The sequence below is a fragment of the Mesorhizobium sp. M7A.F.Ca.CA.002.09.1.1 genome (assembly GCF_003998555.1).
Lineage (GTDB): Bacteria > Pseudomonadota > Alphaproteobacteria > Rhizobiales > Rhizobiaceae > Mesorhizobium > Mesorhizobium ciceri.
The window spans coordinates 1-681 of sequence record NZ_RZRR01001478.1; the positions used below are offsets into that span (position 1 = coordinate 1).

The 681-nt window shown below is 62.3% G+C and carries 2 protein-coding genes; one reads left to right on the forward strand and one right to left on the reverse strand.

All coding sequences use genetic code 11. From position 1 onward, the window contains the following. On the forward strand, nucleotides 1–250 hold a 250-nt coding region (locus EN994_RS35780; RefSeq protein ID WP_206530577.1), incomplete at its 5' end, for a hypothetical protein. Between the two features lie 88 nt (nucleotides 251–338). Here EN994_RS35780 and EN994_RS34130 read toward each other — a convergent pair. Continuing rightward, nucleotides 339–681 (reverse strand): anti-sigma factor (locus EN994_RS34130; RefSeq protein ID WP_164746563.1); only part of this gene is annotated, 343 nt, incomplete at its 5' end.

Consider the following 681-nt stretch of genomic DNA (forward strand, 5'->3'; position numbering starts at 1 on the left):
CGCGGGCCGTGCGGATCTCGGCAGGCATGCGGCTTCAGAAAACCTCGATTGGTGGTGGAAATGGCCCTACTCGAACACGTCCTTGACGCCAACCAGGGCGTTGGGAAAACCGGCGTCCACCTGGGCGCACGAAGTCCGCTCCACCACCTTGAATCTTCGCCTCGTTTTTCCAAAAACCGTTTCCGATTTTCGGGGCGATGCGACGGCATTCATCAAGCGCTATCGCACCTCGATTAGGGCCGAATTGTGACAAATCCGACGCCGATCCGACGGGCGCAAAAGGTCCTTCGGCCAGATCGGCATTCGCGGATCGACGGCACCGGCAAAAGCGGTGCCGTTCAGCTTGCCAGCCCGTTTACAAGTTGCGTGTAGGCGTTCCTGGCGACCTCGTTCAGCCGCTCGCGCGGCAAGGAGCCGACGACGGCGCAGCCATAGCCCTTGTCCAGCCAGTAGACGGCCTCGGGTCCGTCTTGCGTGGCGGCGTAGGTGCCCTTGGCATTCTCCGTCGATGCCGTGGTGACGAACAGCGATATACGCTGCCCATTGCCGTCCTCGTAAAGCAGCATGGCGGCCTTGCTCTCGCCTGCCGGAAGCAACCGGCCGCCGACCAACTGGAAACCGTTCGCGGTCAAGTCGGGTGCCACCAGCTTCAACCCTACCCGGTTGGACAGCCAGGTCTGC